Source organism: Actinomadura sp. NBRC 104412 (assembly GCF_030269515.1).
In the GTDB taxonomy this organism is placed as follows: Bacteria; Actinomycetota; Actinomycetes; order Streptosporangiales; family Streptosporangiaceae; genus Spirillospora.
On the sequence record NZ_BSTM01000025.1, the window covers coordinates 1 to 14,153 of the forward strand.

Genomic DNA, 14,153 nt, shown 5'->3' on the forward strand with positions numbered 1-14,153 from the left:
GATGCCCCACCAGCGCCGCCGCGTCCAGCAACTCTGGCTCGCCCTTGCTCACACCCTGCACCACACCAGTATCCCAGTCGAGCGTTAGCTCGACCGGGACAACCGCAGTTATTCAGTGCAGTCCTAGCGGGCGGAGGCGCCTGTGGTCATTCCGGCACCACGTGGGGGAAGTTGCCGTTCCGCAGGCTCTTGGTAACGGGCGGCTTGAGCCCTGAAGGCACGGCCATGCCGGTGACCAGGGACAGCATCGCTTCAGGAGCGTTGTCCGCCGTGGTGCGGCCATTGCGGGTCGCGATGCCGTAGACCGCCGGTGTGCCTATTACGTAGGGCAGGACGTCGGGGAACAGTTCGTGCGCCACGGTTTTGCCGTAGGCGCCGGGGTCGTCGGAGGTGCCGGTGGCGGCCACGACGGCGGCGACGAGGCCGGCGATGTGGTCACCGTCGGCGGCGTAGTCCTCGGAAGGGTGCCGGACGTTGGCGGGGTTGGAGAAATCGGTGTCGCCCGGCCAGAAGATCGGCCACATCATGGGATGCCCGGCACGGTTGATCTGCCGCCAGCCACCGGCGTCCGTGGCGAGCTTGGTGGCGCACCAGATGCCGGTGCGGGCACCGGGCCGCAGCCGCGGATGCCGGTGCGAGACTTCCAGCACGATCGACTGGACGGATGTGCCGTTGAAGCTGTTCTGCGCGGTTTCGGGACGCCATGCCGACAGGTCCACCGCGGTCCCCTTGGCCACCGCCCCATTGACGATCGCCAGGAGGGACAGATCGATGTAGAACGGGTCCTTGATGCGGCCCGCCCAGATCCGCGTGTCGTCCCCCTCGGCCGGTTCGCCCGTCCGGCCTTCCAGCAGCAGTTCGCCGGTCGCCGAGTCCTCGCGCGCGTCCGCGCCGGTGAGGACATGCAGCAGCAGGGGCTGCTGCCCGCTCGAGTCCGCTTCACCGAAGGACACCCGGTAGGTGAGGTCCTCGAAGTCGTCGCCGTCGAAGTGCACCTTGAACTCGTAGCGGGCCTCGGGGTGAAAGCCCGGTTCGGCATGGACGCCGGTGATGCTGGAGTTGGCGTCCATGATGAGCACCGTGCTGCCATCGCTCTGGAACACGTACAGGTCGTCGAGGTAGAGCTGACCGTTCTGGGCGGCCAGCGGCGTGTCGAGATGGTGAGACATGGAGAAATCCCTAATCCGCGTCCGGTGATATCGCAGCATGTGGAACACATGAGTCGTGTGGTGAACCCTTGCACGCTACGAAGCGAGGCGCGTCACCACCGAGCCGAACCTTCGCATTTGCCGATGCCTTGGTAGACAAAAGGACCGGCCTAAAGCCCGTGCGGCCGTGACAAGGCGGGTCAGGCCGTCGCGGTGCGGGCCTCGCGGCCGGTGAGGCGTTCGGTCGCATCCCGCGCCTCCCGCTCCACCCGGGCACTTGACGATGTCGCCCAGATTGTTAACAATCTTTGTCACCGGTATGGCGACAAAGTGAGGGGTGGGGATGGCGGAGCATCCGGTGCCGTCAGGGCGGGCGCGCGAACTCGTCGCCGGCGCCTACGACGTGCACATCCACGTCGCGCCCGACGTGATGAACAGGCGGATCGACGATCTCGCCCTCGCGCCCAGGTTCGCCGAGGTGGGGCTCGCGGGGTTCGTCCTGAAGTCCCACTACGTCCCGACCACCGAACGCGCCGCCGTCGTGCGCGCCGCCGTGCCCGGGTTCGGGGCGGTCGGCGCCGTCACGCTCAACGGCTCGGTCGGCGGCATGAACCCTATCGCCGTCGAGGTGGCCGCGCGCGGCGGGGCCCAGATGGTGTGGCTGCCGACGGTCGACAGCGCCAACCAGCGCGAGTGCACGGCCCAGGACCCCGAGGGCGCGCGTCCGCCGATGTGGGCGCGGCTCCAAGGTGAACTGCGCGAGGAGGGCATGGCCGCCGACCCCGTGGACGTGGTCGGTCCCGACGGCACGGTGCTGGACGTCACCCGGCAGGTCCTGCGGGTGATCGCCAAGCATGACCTGACGCTGGCCACCGGCCATCTCAGCGCGGCGGAGATAGACGCGGTCGTCGACGCCGCCGTGGACGAGGGCGTGCGCAGGATCGTGATCACCCATCCCGAGTTCACCTCGCAGCGGATCGCGGTGGACCGCCAGCGCGCGCTCGCGGCGAAGGGCGCCCTTCTCGAACGGTGCTTCACCACCCCCTACACCGGCAAGGTGACCTGGGAGCTGTGGCTGGAGAACATCCGCGCCGTGGGTCCCGAGCACTCGGTGCTCTCCAGCGACCTCGGCCAGCCGTTCAACCCGCCGGTCGAGGACGGGCTGGCGCTGCTGGCCGACCGGCTGCTCGCCGAGGGGTTCACCGACGAGGAGATTCGGGTCATGGCCGTCCACAACAGCCGGTGGCTCGCCGGTGCGGACCAGGAACGGCACCGAGGCGAGGCCGCCCAAGAGGGCGCGACAGAAGGGAAGAGCGGATGAGCGAGCGGCGGCGGCTGCTGGTGGTGGGGGCGCACAGCGCCGACTTCGTGTGGCGGGCGGCGGGGGCGATCGCCTGCCACACCGCCGCGGGCGGCGAGGCGATCGTGGTCGCGCTGTCGTACGGGGAGCGCGGCGAGTCCGGTGAGCTGTGGAAGCAGCCGGGCCAGACCGAGGAGAACGTGAAGAAGATCCGGCACGCGGAGGCGGAGCAGGCCGCCACGGCGGTCGGCGCCCGGCTGGAGGCGTTCGACCTGGGCGACTACCCGCTGGAGGTGGGAGCCGAGGGGCTCCAGCGGCTGACCGACCTCATGCGCGACTTCGCGCCGCACGTGGTGCTCACCCACCCCGAGCGCGATCCGTTCAACCCGGACCATCCCGTGGCGCACGCGGCGGTGCAGCGGGCACGGCTCATGACGTCCGGCGCCGTCGTCGCCAGCGGGTTCAAGACGGCGCCGCCCTCGGAGTTCCTGGTGTTCGAACCGCACCAGCCCGAGCTGTGCGGCTTCGTGCCGACCGTGTACGTCGACATCACCCCGGTGTTCGAGCACAAGGTCGAGGCGATGTCGGCGATGGCCGCGCAGGTCTACCTTCAGGAGTACTACAAGCAGCGGGCCGAGCAGCGCGGCAACCACGCGCGCAAGGTCACCGGCAACAGCGCCATCCGCCATGCCGAGGCGTTCCAGCGCCTCCTGCCGAACGTGGTGGGGACCCTGTGAGCGCCGTGGACGCCGCCGCCGAACTCGCCGCGGCCGGGGTCGCCACCGTCTACGAGGCGGGCGGCAGGGTCGGGCTGCTCGACGAGGACTTCGAGCCGGTCCTGCCGGGCGCGAAGGTCGCCGGTCCGGCGCGCATCGCACTGTGCGGGCAGGACGACAACCGTGCCGTCCACGAGGTCATGGCGCACCTGCGGCCAGGGGACGTGCTCGTCTTAACCATGCCGGAGCCGCGGCCCGTCGCCCTGCTCGGCGACCTCCTCGCCACACAGGCGAAGGTCGGCGGCGCCGCCGGGGTGCTGGTGAACGCCTCCGTCCGGGACGTGGCCGAGCTGCGCGAACTGGGCCTGCCCGTGTGGACGCGGTGGCGCCGTGTCCGCGGCGCGACCAAGGACCACCGTGGCTCCATCGACGTTCCCGTGACCATCGGCGGAACCACGATCGCGCCCGGCGACCTGGTCGTCCTGGACGACGACGGCGCGATGGCCGTCCCGGCAGGCGCCGTGGACAAGACCCTTGAGGCCGTCCGGGCGCGGCTGGAGAAGGAGGCCGGGCTGCGCGACCGCTGGCTGGCGGGCGAGCTGAGCTACGACGCCTATGGGATGCGCGCCGAGGACGAGAAGCGGTGACCCACCCTCTGTCTCGCGGGATGTCAGTCGGCGGGGAAGTCGTCCGGTTCGACGGGCGCGGACGGTGAGTTGCCGCCGCCGTCGGGGGCGATGATGTAGGTCCAGTTGCGCCAGCGGATGAAGCCGCCGCCGACCGTTGTCTCGAAGACGGTGTCGGACAGGTTCTCCCGGGTCGCGCAGTCCCGGGAGAACCGCTTGGCGCCGCTGTCCCAGTCGACGCCCGTCGTGTAGAACAACGTGTACGTGCCGTCCGGCACCTGGCGGATCGTGGCCTTGGACTTGCTGCGGACGTAGACGACGAAGACGGCCTTGTCGTTCCGGGTCAGGCTGACGACGGCGTCCCGGTCCCCGTTGTTGTCGATGGTGAGGTTCCCGCGGCCGCCGCGCCGGCCCGACTTGAGGAAACGGCCGTTGGGCTCGCGGCGTTCGGTCAGCTCACCGGGGTCGGCGATCGTGGCGGGGAAGGAGTACCCGCCCTGAGCGGCCCGCAACTGCGCGACGGCCTCCCGCAACCGCCTGGCCCCATCGGACGACCCGACCTGGTACCGGACGGCGGGCATGGTGCACAGCCTCTGGTCCTGTACGGCCCTGTCGGTGGCCGCCATATCGCGGCTGAACTGGAACAGGGCCAGGACGAGCCTGCTGTGCGCGCCCGCCGCCTCACGCGGCGGAGTGATCAGGTTGAGCGAGGTCTTGGCCTGGTCGGCGGCACGCCGCGCCGCCGACAGCCGCTGCGACACGTCGGTGTACCGGGTGGCGCCCTCGATCGCCGCGAGCGCGGTGGTGAGCGACGTCGCCGACGAGGTCAGAGCGCGGGCGTAGGACTGGGCGGACGACTCGCGGCTGACGTCGGTGAGCTTCAGCCCGCCCGGCCCGCTGTCCACCGCGCAGGACGTCAGCGCGAGCGTCAGCGTGAACGTCCCCGCCGTGGAAACGACCACGGACCGGGAGCGCCGGCGCCGGGTGAGGAGGGTCCGGGGTGTCATGCGTGCTCCTGTCATGAAGGGAGCCGGCTTCGTGACCGGTCAGGAGGGGAGTTCGGAGACGTCCGACAGCCAGGTGGTCGCGTCGACCCCGCCGGACGCCAGCGTCCGCCCGTCGGGGCTGAAGGCGACCGCGGCGGCGCCGGCGCGGTGCCCGCTCAGCACGGCCAGGGCGCGCCGCCCGCCGACGTCCCACAGCCGGATCGGCGAGTCGGGTCCGGCGCTGGCCAGCGTGGCACCGTCCGGGCTGAAGGCCAGGGACCGCACCTGCTGGTTGTGGCCGGTCAGCATCGCGGCCTGCGTCCCGGCCGGCAGGCTCCACAGCCGGGTCGTGCCGTCCGCGCCGCCGCTGGCCAGGGTGCGCCCGTCCGGGCTGAACGCCACGGCGGGCACCGTGTCGATGTGGCCCCGCAGGGTGGCCGTGGGCCGTCCCGAGCGCACGTTCCACAACTGGATCGTGCCGTTGCCGCGTCCCGCCGCCAGGACCGAGCCGTCCCGGCTGACCGCCAGGCCGACCACCTCCGCGTCCGGGCTGGCCAGCCGCCCGACCTCGCGCCCGCCGGCGACCTCCAGGATCCGGACGCCGTCGGTGGTGGCCACGGCCAGCCGGTCGCCGCCGGTGCCGACGAAGGCCGCCGACGGCCCCGTGGCGGCGCTCGCCGCAGTGTTGCCCAAGGTGCGGGTCTCGCCGGTCTCCACCGTCCACACCCGTACCGGGCCGCCCGTGCCGCCGACCCCGGCGACGAGGCTCTCGCCGTCCGGGCTGAACGCCAGCGAGGAGACCTGACCGCCACCGTCGAACCGGGAGGGGACGTCCGGGTCGGAGGCGCTCAGCGATTCCCCGGACGTGGCGTCCCAGAGCTGGATCTTGCCCGTGGTGGTCGCCGTGGCCAGCGTCTCGCCGTCCTGGCTGAACGCCACCGCCGACACCGGGCCCTCCAGCCCCGAGAGCGGCCCGAGATAGCGATGCGACCCGAGCTGCCGCGCCGCCACCGTCACCGGCACCGCGACCACCACCAGCGCCGTGATCGCGCTGACGGCCACGCAGGCGAGCACCGCCACCTTCCGCCACCGCTCCAGAAGACGGAAACCTTCAGGGATGGCCGGTCTCTGAATACGCGGCATCCGCGAGCGCCGCACACCCGCGATAACGGCCGTACCAGATTCGACCGAACCCGGTTCCGTAGAAGCAGCCGCCGAGGACACAACGGATCCCGAGGACTTCGCAGGCTCGGCCGGTGCCGCGTCTTGCGCAACCTCCACCGGTGCCGCGAGGCCGGCAACCGTCCCAGCCCCCGAGGATTCCGGCGGCTCTGCGGACTCTCCGGGCTGTGCAGGCTCTGTGGCTTCGGTGGCTTCCGCAGGTTGGGCTGGTGTCGCGTCTTGCGCGAGGTCCGCGGGCTCCGCGAGGTCGGTGACCGTTTCGGGTTCGGAGGATTCCGGTGGTTTCGTGGGTTCGGCCGGTGGTCCGTCTTGCGCGAGGTCGGAGGGCGCCGCGAGGTCAGCGACCGTTTCGGGTTCCGTGGGCTCCGGTGATTCTGCGGACTCTCCGGGCTGTGCAGGTTCTGTGGCTTCGGTGGCTTCCGCAGGTTGGGCTGGTGTCGCGTCTTGCGCGAGGTCCGCGGGCTCCGCGAGGTCGGTGACCGTTTCGGGTTCGGAGGATTCCGGTGGTTTCGTGGGTTCGGCCGGTGGTCCGTCTTGTGCGAGGTCGGCGGGCGCCGCGAGGTCGGTGACCGTTTCGGGTTCCGGTGGTTGTGTGGGCTCTTCGGGCTTTGTGGGCGCTGCGGCTTCGGTGGCTTCCGCAGGTCGGTCCGGTGGCGCGGCCTGTGCGAGGTCCGTGGGCTGCGCGGGCGCGGGTTCGGTGCGGGTGATCGGTTCGGCCGGGGTGCTGGATTCGGTCGGTGCCGTCGATTCAGCGGATGCCGCCGGGTCCGTTTCCCGGGTGCCTTCCGAACTCTCGGGGCCGTCAAGCGCCGCCGACTCCGGTGGAGGCATTCCACTCTCCTGTCACAGTCGCTCGGCCGGGATCACCGGCCTCGCCCGAGTGAGGCGGGGGTAATCGGGGCGCGAGATGTCCAAGCTTTCCGGCACTACGTTCGAGAATGATCCGACGGCATCGGGAAAGTCAACCGGAAAACTGATCGAGAGCGGGCCGGTGCATTCAGTATGTCGTATGCCGAGGTCGTCGATTGTGCATTCGTGGAAACGCCCTGGCCGAAAAACGCCACTCGCAGGCGGGAGTCGTAACTTGACATCGGCGACGGCCCGTCCTTTATGAGGCCGGCAGGTAGGTGGTCTGGCTGAAGCCGCCCTTCCCGAAGGCCAGGATCTTCGACGGCTTCACCGCGAACACGTGGGCGACGGACTCTCCTTCGTCCGGCGCGCCTCCGGTGTCATGGGTGAAGCCCACGTCGTTCGGGCGGAAGCGCCACTGCCCTTCCCACTTCGCGGCCCAGGCGGCGGCGAGCCGGTCGAGGGTGGGACGGTCGGTGACCCGCTGGGCCTCGCCTTCGACCATCACGTCCAGCCCCTGCTTCCACTGGTTGCAGCCGGTGGTGAGGACGGCGTTGGGGTTCGCGGCGAGGTTGAGGGCCTTCTGCTCGTCGGGGCCGGTGCAGAAGTGGAGTGCGTCGTCCAGCCACACCGCCACCACCGGCGTGACGTGTGGCCGCCCGTCGGCGCGGACGGTGGTGATCCAGAAGAGCTGCGCCGACTCCAAGGTCTCGCGGGTGACGGCCCACGGCGTCTCTCGCGCCCCCGGATCGCTGAACCGCTGGTCGAACCGGGCGACCGGTTCCTTCATGAGCACGTACCCCTATCAGGTCGCGGATGCGCCGAACGATACGGTCGGCCTCCGACATCGCCGCCGAACCCCACGCCGATGGGCACCGGGGTGATAGGCGGGCGCGACCGTTGGTGGAAGGCTGCCGATCGTGTGGATTCTGGCTGGCCTTGCGCTGGTGGCCTTGGCGGTTTGGGTGGTGCTGGCGTTCGGTCACGGCGGCTTCTGGCATACCGGGAAGCGGCTTCCCTCCGGGGTTGAACCCGCCTTCTGGCCGTCCGTCGTCGCGGTCGTACCGGCGCGCGACGAGGCGGAGGTGCTGCCGGAGACGTTGCCGACGCTGCTGGCCCAGGACTATCCGGGACGGTTCCGCGTCGTCCTGGTCGACGACCGCAGCACCGATGGGACGGGGGATGTCGCCCGCGACCTGGGCCAGGGAAACGTCCAGGTCGTCCGGGCGCGGGAGCGTCCCGAGGGCTGGGCGGGGAAGGTCTGGGCGATGTCCGAGGGCGTCCGGGCCGCGGGCGCACCCGAGTTCATCCTCTTCACCGACGCCGACATCGCCTACGCCCCCGGAACCCTCACCGCGCTGGTGCGCGCCGCCTCCGAAGGACGCGACCTGGTGTCGCAGATGGCCACGCTCAACACGGGCACGGCCTGGGAACGCCTGCTCATCCCCGCGTTCGTCTACTTCTTCGCGCAGCTCTACCCGTTCCGCCTGGTCGAGGACGGCCGGACCGCCGCCGCGGCCGGGGGCTGCATGCTCGTACGGAGAAGCGTCCTGGAACGCGCCGGTGGCCTCGACGCCATCCGCGGCGCCGTCATCGACGACGTGGCGATGGGACGCCTGATCAAGCGGCGCGGCGGTGGGCGGTGCCGCCTGGACCTGAGCCGCGACGTGGTGTCGCGCCGCCCCTACCCGCGCTTCGCCGACCTGTGGGACATGGTCGCTCGCAGCGCCTACGACCAGCTCCGCTACTCGCCCGTCCTGCTGGCGGGCACGGTGCTCGGCCTGCTCCTCGTGTACGCGGTCCCGCCACTGGCCACCGTGATCGGGGCGCTGGCGCAAGGGAACGCCGCGACCGGGACGCTTGCCGCAGGAGCGACGGCCTGGGCGCTGATGAGCCTGACCTACACGCCGATGCTCCGCTTCTACGGCCTCTCGGCCCTGCGAGCCCCGGCCCTTCCCTTGGTGGCGCTCCTGTACACGGCCATGACGGTCGACTCCGCCCTCCGCCACCACACCGGACGCACCACCTGGAAGGGCCGGACGCTCGTCCGCTGATCAGTTCAGGTTGCCCTCGAAGCCGCTGTAGATCTCGGTGGCCTCGCAGAAGGCGACGCCCAGTTGCTCGGCCACGCCCATCGCCTCGTCGATCTTCTGCAGGTCGACCGCCTCGCAGTCCAGCCGTTCCCGGTGACGACCCAGGTGGGCGCGGGCCTCAGGGACGTCCGCCGCGCGGACCAGCCCGCCGACCATGTAGTTCTGGACGATGGTGCCGGACGGCACCGGCCAGTCCAGCCCGGGGAACTCCTCACGCAGAAGCCCCGTCAACGCCGTCGGCGCCGTGAAGCCCTCATCGCGGACGCCGGCGTCGGAGTACAGCCGGGTGGGCCAGGTGTAGCCGCGCGACATCCACCCCGGCAGCAGCGCGGCGGCGAAGTCCAGCACGTTATAGGCCGCTTCCCGGGTGAGCAGCTCGGCCGCGTCGAACTCCCTCCCGTCCGGGACGCGGACCGTCCGTTCCCCGGCCCTCAGGGCGACGGCGGCGGCGCGCAGGATTCGCAGCGCCGAGCCGAGGCTCTGGGCGAGCGCGTCGTCGCCGGGCAGCGTCCCGCTCTGGTCGGGCTCGATGCGCCCGACCAGGGCCGGGTCGAGGCGCGCGATCATCTCGCGGGCGAGCGCGTCCACTCCGCCGTCCGCTGCCGCGAGATAGCGCTGGACGTCCTCGGCGATCCGGTCGGACCCGACGATGAAGAACGGCCGTCCCCACAGGTGCAGCTCGGAGTCGAAGCCGTCCGGCTTGTGTTCGAGCACGCCCAGCGCCCACGCCTTGGCGCGGAAACGCGTCTTCCGCAGCGACACCGCCCGCCCGACGAGATCATCGATCGCGTCGTCCTCCCCGTGCCCGGCGAGGTACGGCAGCACCCGGCTCTCGATCAACTCCAGGTCGACGGGATGAAAGCTCGTATCGAAGCCCACGTGTGATCACCCTAGTGCGCGGCCCGTCATCGCGAGCCGAAAAGCGTGATCATCCACTCGCCTTCGGGAAAGCCGGGGCCGGTCATTTCCTCTCGTCGAGCCGTGCGGAGAGGCGTTTGGGGGCGATCAGGCGGTAGCTGTCCTCGATGAGCTCGGCGAGCTCGTCCCAGTCGTGGTCCACGTCGAGGCGGGCGCCCACCCAGCCCTTGCCGCCCACGTACGCGGGGACGAAGAAGCGGTCGGGGTCCTCCGCCACCAGCGCCTCCTGCACGCCGGGGCCCGCCTTGAACGTCATGTACGAGCCGTCCTCGCTGGTCATCACGAAGAGCTTGTCGCGCACGCGGAAGGACGGGGCCGTGTGGCCGCCGAAGGGCTTCTCGGTCGCCTCCGGCAGGGACAGGCAGATGTCCCGCAGCCGGCTCATCGCCTCGCCGCTCATGTGTACCCACCTCCCTGTGAACCAGTCCCCGCAGCCTACGGGGCCGGTGAGGGCTTGGTGAACCCCGTGGGCGCGTGGTGCGTACCGGTGTGGGGCCTGCGATATGAGGGAGCTTCGCGTGACCGTTCGCCTGCCGGCCGTCGTGGCCGGGCTCGTGCTGGTCGTGGTGGCCGCCGCCCCGGCGGCGACGGCGGTGGCGGGGACGCATGGGGCGATGTCGAGCCCGCCGAGCCGATCGGCGGCCTGCTCGCCGGAGGGCGGCGCGAAGGCACGGTCGAGGGCGTGCCGGGCGGCGGCGTCGGTGAGCGGGGCTGCGGCGCTGGCCGACTTCGACAACGTACGGGTCCCCAACGTGCGCGGGCGCGACCGGAAACTGATTCCGGACGGCGAGCTGTGCAGCGCGGGCATCGCGCGCTTCCGCGGACTGGACCTGCCGCGGTCGGACTGGCCCGCCACCAGGCTGACCAGCGGCGCCCGGCACGCCTTCCGCTACCGGGTGACCATTCCGCATCACGGCGGCCTGCGGATGTACGTCACGCGTGACGGCTACCGTCCCACGCGGAAGCTGACCTGGTCGGCGCTGGAGCCCAAGCCCTTCCTCACGGTGCAGGACCCGCCGCGCCGTGGAGGCTCGTACGTGTTCACGGGACGGCTTCCCAAGGGCAAGTCGGGCCGGCATCTCATTTACACGATCTGGCAGACCTCCGATACGCCCGACACCTACTACTCCTGCTCCGATGTGGTGTTCGCCGAGCCCAGGAGCAAGGCGAAGCCCGTCCCCAAGGCGAGTGCAAAGCCGAGCGCGTCCCGGACGGCGCCCGCCACGCGGGACGCTCCGCAGGCCGGGACCGCACCCGGGCAGGCCCGGACGCGGAACGTGGCCGGGACGAGCGACACGACGATGATGGCCGCGGGCGGGGGAGCCGCGCTGCTGGTCGCCGCCGCGGGGGCTACGATCGTGCTGCTCCGCAGGCGCCGCCAACTCTGACGGGCTTGTGGCGGAGGCCGTGGCGCCGGATAATCCGGAGGCCGCGCGGATGCCGCGGGTGGGTTCGGTTCGGGTGGTCTTGCTGGAGGCGGCATGCGTCTGCTCATGGCGGTCGTCCTTGCGGCGGGGCTGCTGACCGCCGCCTGCGGGGACCCCGCCGGGGAATCGATCCTGGACAAGGACACCCTGGTCGTCGGCGTGCGGCCGGACCTGCCGTCGCTCGGCCTGCGGCGCCCGGACGGGACGTTCGAGGGCTTCGACATCGACGTCGCCCGCTACGTCGCGGGCAGGCTCGGGAAGGACGTCAGGTTCGTCCCCGTCCTCGCCGCCGACCGCATTCCCTTCCTCCGTGACCGGAAGGCCGACCTCGTCCTGGCCACCCTGTCGGTGACGCAGGAGCGCAAGACTCAGATCGCCTTCGCGGGCCCGTACTACACCTCCTACCAGGACGTCATGGTGCGGGCCGAGGAGACCGACGTGAAGGAGGTGCGCGACCTGCGGGGGCGCAGGTTCTGCGCGGTCGAGGGCGCCGACCCGACGCGGCGGCTGCTGGCGCTGCACGGGATGAGCGCGCAGCTCGTCCCGGCCAGGGACTACGACCAGTGCATGAGCCTGATCAGGTCCAAGGCGGTGGACGCGATCACCACCAACGACGTGATCCTGGCGGGCCTGGTCCGCAGGCACAACCGGATCACCCGGCTGGTGAACGTGCGGATCAGCGAGCAGAACACCGGGATCGGGATCCGCCAGGGCGACCCGGACGGCTGCGTCGCGCTCAACCGGGCCATCACGCAGATGTACCAGGACGGCACCGCGCGCAGGTTCGTGTCCAAATGGTTCAGCGGCACCGGGCTGGACACCTCGATCGTGCAGGTCCCCCAGTTCGAGGGCTGCGACTAGCGCGGCCCGCGCCCCCGGCCCGCCCCGGCCCATCCCCGGGCCGTGCCTCAGGATGCCTTGGGACGCCTGACCTTGCGCCAGGCGGCGCGGGCGTAGGCGTTCAGGCGGTCGCTGAGCCTGCGCGCCGCGGGGAACTCGGTCCCGAGCAGGCCCAGGCCGGCGAGCAGAGCCACGATGCCCGGCCCGGGAAGCACCATCATCGCCAGTCCCGCGACGATCAGCGCGATTCCCGCGATCGCGACCCCGGCCTTGCGGAGGAGCCGGAGCCGGGACGGGCGCGGGGCCGTGGCGTCGGCCACGGGTACGATGCGGGCCGTGTCGGTCGTCGCCGGGCGCGGCTCGGTGGTGGTCACGGGCACTCCCTCTCGCCGATGTCGCTGATCGCCTTTCCCGGTGAGACGAACGGGACATCGACGACGTTCGCCGAAGTCCGCGTGAGAACGGATGCGCCCGCCCCAGGACGCCTGACTGCGGATCAAGACCGTTGTCATCCTGACATGACAGATTCGTGCGATACTGGCCGCCATGGTTGGGGGCCGTATCGACAGGCGATCGCCGCTGCCGTACTACGCGCAGCTCAAGCAGCTCCTGATGAAACGGCTCGAAGCGGAGATTGCCGCGGGGGAGCGGCTGCCCGGCGAGATGGCGCTCTGCGAGGAGTACGGCGTCTCCCGGACGGTGGTCAGGCAGGCGCTGGACGAGCTGGAGGCCGAGGGCCGCGTCGTCCGCCGGAAGGGCCAGGGCACGTTCGCCGCCGCGCGCAAGACCGACGAGCGGCTGTTCCAGTCGCTGACCGGGCTGTACGAGGACGTGCGGGCGCGCGGCGAGATCCTGCGCAGCCGCGTCCTGGCCTTCTCGGTCGTCCCGGCGCCCGCCGAGGTCGCGGACGCCTTGGAGCTGCGCGAGGGGGACGACGTCGTGCACCTGGAGCGGCTGCGCTTCGTCGGCGGCGAGCCCTGGGTGCTCACCCACACCTACCTCCCCGTGGACATCGCGCCGGGACTGCTGGAGGAGGACTTCTCCGAGCAGTCCCTCTACGGCGTGCTGGAGGGCAAGTACGGCGTCGAGCTGGACCATGGACGGCGGCTCGTGGAGGCCGTCCCCGCGGCGCCCGCGATCGCGGATGCGCTCGGGCTCCAGCCGCACGATCCCGTCCTGCTCCTGCACAGCACCGCCTGGGACGCCGGGGGACGCCCGGTCGAGTTCTTCCTCGCCTACCACCGCGGTGACCGCAGCAGGTTCCAGGTGAACCTGCGCCGCCACCACACCCGCGAGGCCGGGGCGCCCAACATGCTCCTCCGCGACGACACCTGACCCCGGCCCTGGCCCCGGCGCCCCTGCCTCCGACCAGGGCGCCGCCATCTCGTCGATCTTCCCTCCGGGCAATACTTGACATCCTGTCATTACAGGACGACAGTAGCCCTACCCCATCACACCGGAGGAGAGATCGCATTGCCCTCGTTCGCGACGCTGCCGACGTACCCGACGCGCGTCACCTTCGACCCGCGGGACGGGCGGGTGACCCCCGCCGGGCCGCTGCTCACCCGCCGGATGTCCGACCTTGAGGGACTGTTCGCCGACACCGCCGCCTGGCGGGAGGGCCTGCGCGAGGACGCCGTCGTGTACGAGGTCGCCTCGTCCCCGGTCCCCGAGGAGGAGGGCGAGCTGCCCCAGTCCATCACCACCATCTACCCCGGGACGGTGGGCGGCGAGTTCCACATGACCAAGGGCCACATCCACCCCCGCCCGCGCGGCGAGATCTACCTGGGCCTCTCCGGGCGGGGCGGGCTGCTGCTCTTCGACGGGGAGCGGCCGGAGTGGATCCCGATGGAGCCCGGGACGATCGGCTACATCCCGCCCGACTGGGCGCACCGCAGCGTCAACGTCGGCGACGAGCCGTACCGCTTCCTCGCCGTCTACCCGGGGGACGCGGGACACGACTACGAGTGGGTCCGCGAGCACGGCATGGGCTACCGGGTCATGCGCGGCGCGGACGGTCCCGACCTGCGCCCCTTCGCCCACGCGGGCTGACGGAGGCCACCCCACC

Annotated in this window: 15 protein-coding genes; 8 read left to right on the plus strand and 7 right to left on the minus strand. The window is 71.3% G+C overall.

Annotation, left to right across the window (positions count from 1 at the left end):
* Window positions 1–146: 146 nt before the first annotated feature.
* Window positions 147–1,169 carry a DUF4331 family protein gene (locus tag QSK21_RS26310; protein ID WP_285699747.1) on the minus strand — a complete coding sequence of 341 codons (1,023 nt, stop codon included), beginning with the start codon at window positions 1,167–1,169 and terminating at the stop codon, window positions 147–149.
* A 322-nt stretch (window positions 1,170–1,491) separates the two neighbouring features.
* On the opposite strand from QSK21_RS26310, the gene QSK21_RS26315 reads away from it, so the two are divergent.
* The 3 genes from QSK21_RS26315 to QSK21_RS26325 are packed head-to-tail and all read left to right on the plus strand — an operon-like array spanning window position 1,492 to window position 3,811.
* Window positions 1,492–2,469 (plus strand): DUF6282 family protein, encoded by a 978-nt coding sequence (locus tag QSK21_RS26315; RefSeq protein ID WP_285699748.1) that lies wholly within the window; start codon window positions 1,492–1,494, stop codon window positions 2,467–2,469.
* Complete coding sequence (locus QSK21_RS26320) at window positions 2,466–3,185, plus strand: PIG-L deacetylase family protein (protein ID WP_285699749.1); 720 nt, start codon at window positions 2,466–2,468, stop codon at window positions 3,183–3,185. Before QSK21_RS26315 ends, QSK21_RS26320 begins: the two co-directional genes overlap by 4 nt.
* Window positions 3,182–3,811, plus strand: a complete 630-nt coding sequence (locus tag QSK21_RS26325; RefSeq protein ID WP_285699750.1) for an RraA family protein — start codon at window positions 3,182–3,184, stop codon at window positions 3,809–3,811. Before QSK21_RS26320 ends, QSK21_RS26325 begins: the two co-directional genes overlap by 4 nt.
* A gap of 23 nt (window positions 3,812–3,834) precedes the next feature.
* Here QSK21_RS26325 and QSK21_RS26330 read toward each other — a convergent pair whose 3' ends face one another.
* The 3 genes from QSK21_RS26330 to QSK21_RS26340 form a co-directional block, all read right to left on the minus strand.
* On the minus strand, window positions 3,835–4,797 hold the full coding sequence (locus QSK21_RS26330; protein ID WP_285699751.1) for a hypothetical protein: 963 nt from the start codon (window positions 4,795–4,797) through the stop codon (window positions 3,835–3,837).
* A gap of 39 nt (window positions 4,798–4,836) precedes the next feature.
* Window positions 4,837–5,856, minus strand: coding sequence for a WD40 repeat domain-containing protein (locus QSK21_RS26335; RefSeq protein WP_285699752.1), 1,020 nt, complete (start codon window positions 5,854–5,856; stop codon window positions 4,837–4,839).
* Between the two features lie 1,210 nt (window positions 5,857–7,066).
* On the minus strand, window positions 7,067–7,597 hold the full coding sequence (locus QSK21_RS26340) for a pyridoxamine 5'-phosphate oxidase family protein (RefSeq protein ID WP_285699754.1): 531 nt from the start codon (window positions 7,595–7,597) through the stop codon (window positions 7,067–7,069).
* Between the two features lie 130 nt (window positions 7,598–7,727).
* On the opposite strand from QSK21_RS26340, the gene QSK21_RS26345 reads away from it, so the two are divergent.
* Window positions 7,728–8,861, plus strand: coding sequence for a glycosyltransferase (locus tag QSK21_RS26345; RefSeq protein ID WP_285699755.1), 1,134 nt, complete (start codon window positions 7,728–7,730; stop codon window positions 8,859–8,861).
* Here the strand turns inward: QSK21_RS26345 and QSK21_RS26350 are convergent, their stop codons facing one another.
* Together QSK21_RS26350 and QSK21_RS26355 are read right to left on the minus strand one after the other, a co-directional pair.
* A complete protein-coding gene (locus QSK21_RS26350; RefSeq protein ID WP_285699756.1) occupies window positions 8,862–9,779 on the minus strand; it encodes a hypothetical protein in 918 nt (305 codons plus the stop codon). It abuts the gene before it with no gap.
* An 82-nt stretch (window positions 9,780–9,861) separates the two neighbouring features.
* A complete protein-coding gene (locus QSK21_RS26355; protein WP_285699757.1) occupies window positions 9,862–10,218 on the minus strand; it encodes an MmcQ/YjbR family DNA-binding protein in 357 nt (118 codons plus the stop codon).
* Between the two features lie 118 nt (window positions 10,219–10,336).
* Here QSK21_RS26355 and QSK21_RS26360 point away from each other — a divergent pair, with 118 nt between their 5' ends.
* Together QSK21_RS26360 and QSK21_RS26365 are read left to right on the plus strand one after the other, a co-directional pair.
* Window positions 10,337–11,206, plus strand: coding sequence for a lytic polysaccharide monooxygenase auxiliary activity family 9 protein (locus QSK21_RS26360; RefSeq protein WP_285699758.1), 870 nt, complete (start codon window positions 10,337–10,339; stop codon window positions 11,204–11,206).
* Between the two features lie 93 nt (window positions 11,207–11,299).
* A complete protein-coding gene (locus tag QSK21_RS26365) occupies window positions 11,300–12,106 on the plus strand; it encodes a transporter substrate-binding domain-containing protein (RefSeq protein WP_285699759.1) in 807 nt (268 codons plus the stop codon).
* A 47-nt stretch (window positions 12,107–12,153) separates the two neighbouring features.
* Here the strand turns inward: QSK21_RS26365 and QSK21_RS26370 are convergent, their stop codons facing one another.
* A complete protein-coding gene (locus QSK21_RS26370; RefSeq protein ID WP_285699760.1) occupies window positions 12,154–12,459 on the minus strand; it encodes a PGPGW domain-containing protein in 306 nt (101 codons plus the stop codon).
* Between the two features lie 172 nt (window positions 12,460–12,631).
* Here QSK21_RS26370 and QSK21_RS26375 point away from each other — a divergent pair, with 172 nt between their 5' ends.
* Together QSK21_RS26375 and QSK21_RS26380 are read left to right on the plus strand one after the other, a co-directional pair.
* On the plus strand, window positions 12,632–13,420 hold the full coding sequence (locus QSK21_RS26375; protein WP_285699762.1) for a GntR family transcriptional regulator: 789 nt from the start codon (window positions 12,632–12,634) through the stop codon (window positions 13,418–13,420).
* Window positions 13,421–13,558: 138 nt separating this feature from the next.
* Window positions 13,559–14,137: a glucose-6-phosphate isomerase family protein gene (locus QSK21_RS26380; RefSeq protein ID WP_285699763.1), complete on the plus strand. Its 579-nt coding sequence runs from the start codon at window positions 13,559–13,561 to the stop codon at window positions 14,135–14,137.
* Window positions 14,138–14,153 lie beyond the last annotated feature (16 nt).

What these genes read in the sequence shown, in the direction of transcription:
- QSK21_RS26310 (WP_285699747.1), bottom strand. Translation starts at nt 1,169, where the DNA reads ATGTCTCACCATCTCGACACGCCGCTGGCCGCCCAGAACGGTCAGCTC.
- QSK21_RS26315 (WP_285699748.1), top strand. Translation starts at nt 1,492, where the DNA reads ATGGCGGAGCATCCGGTGCCGTCAGGGCGGGCGCGCGAACTCGTCGCC.
- QSK21_RS26320 (WP_285699749.1), top strand. Translation starts at nt 2,466, where the DNA reads ATGAGCGAGCGGCGGCGGCTGCTGGTGGTGGGGGCGCACAGCGCCGAC.
- QSK21_RS26330 (WP_285699751.1), bottom strand. Translation starts at nt 4,797, where the DNA reads ATGACACCCCGGACCCTCCTCACCCGGCGCCGGCGCTCCCGGTCCGTG.
- QSK21_RS26340 (WP_285699754.1), bottom strand. Translation starts at nt 7,597, where the DNA reads ATGAAGGAACCGGTCGCCCGGTTCGACCAGCGGTTCAGCGATCCGGGG.
- QSK21_RS26355 (WP_285699757.1), bottom strand. Translation starts at nt 10,218, where the DNA reads ATGAGCGGCGAGGCGATGAGCCGGCTGCGGGACATCTGCCTGTCCCTG.
- QSK21_RS26365 (WP_285699759.1), top strand. Translation starts at nt 11,300, where the DNA reads ATGCGTCTGCTCATGGCGGTCGTCCTTGCGGCGGGGCTGCTGACCGCC.
- QSK21_RS26375 (WP_285699762.1), top strand. Translation starts at nt 12,632, where the DNA reads ATGGTTGGGGGCCGTATCGACAGGCGATCGCCGCTGCCGTACTACGCG.